The organism is Mycobacterium sp. SMC-13 (genome assembly GCF_045311035.1).
Classification (GTDB): domain Bacteria; phylum Actinomycetota; class Actinomycetes; order Mycobacteriales; family Mycobacteriaceae; genus Mycobacterium.
Genome location: NZ_JBJIAI010000066.1, coordinates 1 through 5018, shown reverse-complemented (window position 1 = coordinate 5018; position 5018 = coordinate 1). Strand labels below are relative to the sequence as shown.

Below are 5018 nucleotides of genomic sequence, written 5' to 3'. Positions count from 1 at the left end.
TGTCCGTTCTCATTGATTCTGGGGCATTCTCATTGAATCTGGGGTAAGTGCGTGTCTTTCTCATTGAATCTGGGGCACGAGGCTTAGCGTTTATGTGTGCTGACGTCGGCTGTTTCGGCTGGGCCAGGTGTAGCGAGTGCAGTGGACTTGGAGTTCAACACCCGCGAGGGATGCACGCGGCAATCGCTGGACCGATGTGCTGCAACCCGGTTTGAGTTGGACTGTTCACCAGTGCGGAATTTCCCCTCGTTTCGAGGTCAGCGTAACTTTCCCGGGCTGTGGTGGTTCGCCACAACCGGCGCACATGTAGGTCACGAGTCCTGGGTAGAACGTGACCAGTTGATGGCGTTGGATGCCGATCCGGATGTTGTTGGTGTTCTGTCGCAACCATTTTGGATTCATTGGCGTGACGGCACGCGGCATGCTCCTGACTACTTCGTGCGGCGCCGCGATGGATCTGTCGTCGTAGTCGACGTTCGTGAGGACGACCGGATCTCTGACGCTGATCGGGACGTGTTCGATCGGTCTGCCGCCACGTGCGCGATGGTCGGTTGGGATTACCTGCGTGTCGGTTCCCTCGATCCAGTGCTGCGGGCGAATCTACGTTGGTTGTCGGGTTATCGGCATCCGCGAGTATTGAAGATCGGTTTGGCTGATCAACTGGCGGAGGTCTTCGCTCGGGTCCGTCCGTTGATGGCTGGTGTGCACGCGGTCGGGACTCCTTTGGTGGTGCTGCCCGTACTGTTTCATCTGCTCTGGCACGGCCGTTTAGTTGCCGATCTGCAAGGAGCGGCACTTGGCGACGACACGGCGATTGGCCTCGGGACCGGGTGGTGACCTGACGTGCGAACGGGTGTCGTCCGAGAGGGAGACGAAATCCGTTTATCAGCAGGTGTTTTCACCGTCGTAACCCTGTCGGGCGGATCAGCTCGACTGGTTGACGCTGTCGGCGAGCAGATTGTGGTGCCGCTCTCGCAGCTGATGGTTGATCCGGCATTGGAATTGGTGTCGGGGTCGCGACCGCCACTGTGTTCTGAGGAAATGCTGGCTGGCATTCCCGAGGCAGCCGTCGAGCAAGCACGGTGGTGGGAGCGCCACATCGTGGAGATCCTCAGCGGCCGCCCGCCTGGGACGGCCGCGGGCATTCGTCCCCGCCCAGAGTTCGACACGGCGAAACGATCTCTGCGGCAGCGTGAGCTGGCCAAGTTGGACGAGCTGCGTGCCGCCGGCCACGACGTGAGTCGGAATGCGTTGCAGCGTCGCCGATTTGCCTACGAACGGGACGGGCTCCTGGGAGTGGTTGACGGGCGCCATAATCGGCGGCGCGCGGTATTCGGCCGTGTGGACGACCGTGTCGTCGCCGCGGTGCGGGATGCGATCGAGGGCGAGACCGACCTGTCAACGGGAACGGTGCAGCGTCTGCAACGGCGGGTCGCCAAGACGCTGGTGGCCACCTATGGTGCCGACGACGCGCCCGCGATGCCGTCGCAGCCCACCTTCTACCGGCTGGTCAAGCGCCTCGCGGAAGGACGGCACACGTTCGGGTCAGCACGGACGCGGCGATCGCTGTCCAAGCAGCCCGATGGCCCATTCGGGTCGATCACCGTGGTGCGCCCCGGCGAGATGGTGGAAATCGATTCAACCCTTCTGGATGTACGGGTAGTGCTCGATGACGGCATGGTAGACCGAGTCGAGCTGACTGCGATGGTCGACAACGCTACGCGGTCCATCCCGGCCGCGGTGCTGCGACCGACGACCAAAGCAGTGGACGCGTCACTGCTCTTGGCGCGGGCATTGACGCCCGAACCGATGCGCCCGGGATGGGCCGATGCGCTGCGGATGTCCCGGTCGGTACTTCCGCACCACAGCCTGACCAGTGTCGATCAGCGCCTGGCCGATGCTGCGGCCAGGCCGGTGATCGCTCCCGAGACGATCGTCTGCGATCACGGGAAAGCGTATCTGTCCCAAACATTTCGGCAAGCGTGCTGCACATTGGGGATCAATCTGCAGCCGGCTCATCCCGACTGCCCGACCGATAAGCCGAAGATCGAGCGGACATTGCAGTCGGTGGGCACCCTGTTCGCACAGTACGTGGCCGGTTACGTCGGTTCATCGGTGGAGCGGCGTGGGAAAAACGCCGAGGACGACGCGGTGTGGTCGATGATTGAGCTGCAGGCGCTGCTGGACGAGTGGATCATCGCGGTGTGGCAGAACCGCCCCCACGATGGCCTGCGGGATCCGGTGACGCCGGGGAAAGCGTTGTCTCCCAACGAGAAATACACTGCCCTCGTTGAGGTGGCTGGCTATGTACCGGTCCCACTGGACGCCGACGACTATATCGAATTGCTTCCCGTGCAGTGGCGCACAATCAACAGTTACGGGGTCCGGATCAACCATCGCACCTATGACGCCAAGGCGCTCAACCCATACCGGCGCCAGCATTCCGGGGTCGATGCCCGTAACGGACAGTGGGAAGTGCACTACGACCCGTATGACGTGTCGAGGATTTGGGTGCGCAATCACCACGAAGACGGATGGCTGGCCGCGACGTGGACGCACCTTCGGTCCTCGCCGGTGCCGTTCGGCGAGACACTGTGGCGCCACGCCCGCTCCGTAGCCGACCGCAGAGGGGCCCAGAAGACCCAGGAAGCGGAGATTGCGGCCATCGCGGAGGACTTGCTGGACCGCGCCGCCGCTGGGCCGCAGCAGCAGACGAAAGCCGAGCGCCGAGTGACTGGACGGACCAGCGCCGCGAGCGCCGGCCGGGACTGGCCGGACCCGACGGAATCATCCGAACATCATGGCCCGTCACCGTCGGAACGGGCCGCCGACAACGAGACTTTCGACGATGACGGCGAGATGGCGGAGGTCATACCCCTGCCGGTGTTTGATGCACGCAAGGAGGCCCAAACGTGGCGACTGTGACCGAGATTGCGGCGGTGGGTCAGTTAGAGGATCGCCGCCAGCCGACCACGACGCTGGAGGGCTGGCGGCGTTTTGTTGATGCCGATCCGCCGGAGTTCACGTTGCTCGCCGACGACGAGTGGGCCAGCCTCGGTGAGGACGAGCGGACGGCCTACAACGAGGCCCGGGTTGCGCATCATTCGGAGCTGGTGGTGGTCACCACGTCGGCGATCGAAGCGATCACCCATCAGGGCCGGCTGTTGACATTGCTCAACCAGCGCGAGATCGGGGCCCGGCGCGGGCTGATCATCTCCGGCGGGGCAGCGACGGGGAAAACTACGGCGATCAAGCAACTGGGTCGGTTTCACGAATTGCGCACCCGTGCACGGTTTCCCGGCGATGAGAGCCGGATTCCGGTGGTGTATGTGACGGCCCCGCCGAAAGGGTCGCCCCGCAAGTTGGCGATGGAGTTCGCACGGTTTCTGGGGCTTCCCACGCTCAATCAGCGGATGAACGTGACCGATATTTCCGATGCCGTGTGCCAGGTGCTCATCGATGCCCGTACCGACATCGTGGTGGTCGATGAAATCCACAACCTCAACCTCGACACCCGCGCCGGCGAAGAACTGTCCGACCACCTCAAATACTTCACCGAGCATCTGCCTGCGACATTCGTTTACGCCGGGATCGAAGTGGAACGCTCGGGGCTGTTCACCGGCACGCGGGGACGGCAGTTGGCCGGCCGTTGCGGGGTGATCCACACCAGCGCATTCCCCGACGCCAAGGAGTGGCGACAACTCGTCGCCGCCATGGAAGGTACCTTGCGTCTGCATCGACACGAACCGGGAAGCCTTGTCGCCCAGGCCCGTTACCTGCACCGCCGCACCGGCGGGATGATCGGCAGCCTGGCCCACTTGATCCGGGCTTCAGCAATCCAAGCGATGCTCGACGGCACCGAGCACATCACCCGCGAGGCCATGGACGATATTTTGATCGACTACGCCGCCCACACGGCCGCGGCCCGCACGGCCAGCTGACGTGGCAACTGTCAGGCCGTGGCCGCGCGGACCACGCCAGCGGCTCCCGCGAACGATCGCACCGTTCCGTTGGGAAGCCGTATCGTCCTACATCGACAGGCTGGCCCGCGCCAACCATATCGGCGTCTCCACACTGCGCGGCCATGTCGCCGAATCATGCGCAGCCCGGCCGCGACCGGACTGGTTGGCCGTCGTCAGCGGCCAACCTGAGCAGGTAATCCGGTCCCGTCTCTGCGGGCTTGCTGGCGACCCCACCGCGCTCAAGCAATATCTCCGCCGCCCTTTGTGTCAAAGATGTATGGCACGCAAGGGAATACACGAACCCGTCTACTGCTACCTGCCTGCACATGTCTCCGTATGCCACCGTCACCGACGCTGGATCGGTTCACCAACGCGCGTTCTTGACGACCAGGTGGATCTTCGTGACCGGCCCACGGTGCTCAGTGCCGGGCGCACGCATCGGCGCTTGGCCCGTCAGTATTCAGAGGTCGACCTTCATGACGCCTTGGGCGACGCCCGCCACATCCTGGTCTTCTGGGCTCACGCAGAGCGTCACGTGGCGGCGGGGATTCTGCAGAATGGCCTAGAAGCGCACGTGGTGGCCTACCCCGATGTGATCGCCGTAGCCGCAACATTGCTCACAGCTCGCCCTCGGGTTGAACAGCCCAGGACGCCAACGGAACCCGCCTGGCCGACGCTACTGCTCGACCGCATCAACGAACGCACCGGCGCCCACCATGCCGACGCCACCCCCGTCGAGCAATGGGCGCAGTACCGACGCCTATTCGCCACTGCCGTATTGACGACACGCTCAGACGGCGCAGAACTGGCGTGTCGCGCTTAGGGGTCGGCAGTCTTGAATGTGCCTTATCAGTAAGGCACTTGTGGTGTGCATCTGACTGTGTCCGACGGTTGTATCTATCGGCTTTCTAATCGTTAGGGACAGTGGTATCTGGCTGGGTGTATCGGCCGGTGAATCATCACCGGCGGCGCTGCTTGCCGGTGATTGGCCGGCGGTGGGTGGTCCAGTACGCGGCCACCGCGCTGACCACCACAGCGAAGGCGGCAATGACGCTG

At 63.7% G+C, this 5018-nt stretch carries 4 protein-coding genes; all 4 read left to right on the top strand.

Annotated features, from left to right (window positions below; translation table 11 throughout):
• Positions 1–96 precede the first annotated feature (96 nt).
• A complete protein-coding gene (locus ACJH6I_RS31580) occupies positions 97–837 on the top strand; it encodes a TnsA-like heteromeric transposase endonuclease subunit (protein WP_011894084.1) in 741 nt (246 codons plus the stop codon).
• Positions 838–960: 123 nt separating this feature from the next.
• Positions 961–2925 carry a Mu transposase C-terminal domain-containing protein gene (locus ACJH6I_RS31575; RefSeq protein WP_005148662.1) on the top strand — a complete coding sequence of 655 codons (1965 nt, stop codon included), beginning with the start codon at positions 961–963 and terminating at the stop codon, positions 2923–2925.
• Positions 2913–3941 carry an ATP-binding protein gene (locus tag ACJH6I_RS31570; RefSeq protein WP_005148661.1) on the top strand — a complete coding sequence of 343 codons (1029 nt, stop codon included), beginning with the start codon at positions 2913–2915 and terminating at the stop codon, positions 3939–3941. Before ACJH6I_RS31575 ends, ACJH6I_RS31570 begins: the two co-directional genes overlap by 13 nt.
• Before the next feature lie 298 nt (positions 3942–4239).
• Complete coding sequence (locus ACJH6I_RS31565; protein WP_226522004.1) at positions 4240–4785, top strand: hypothetical protein; 546 nt, start codon at positions 4240–4242, stop codon at positions 4783–4785.
• The last annotated feature ends 233 nt before the right edge of the window (positions 4786–5018 follow it).

Excerpts from the sequence above, each read along its gene's own strand:
- ACJH6I_RS31565 (WP_226522004.1), top strand. The coding sequence starts at position 4,240 with ATGGCACGCAAGGGAATACACGAACCCGTCTACTGCTACCTGCCTGCA.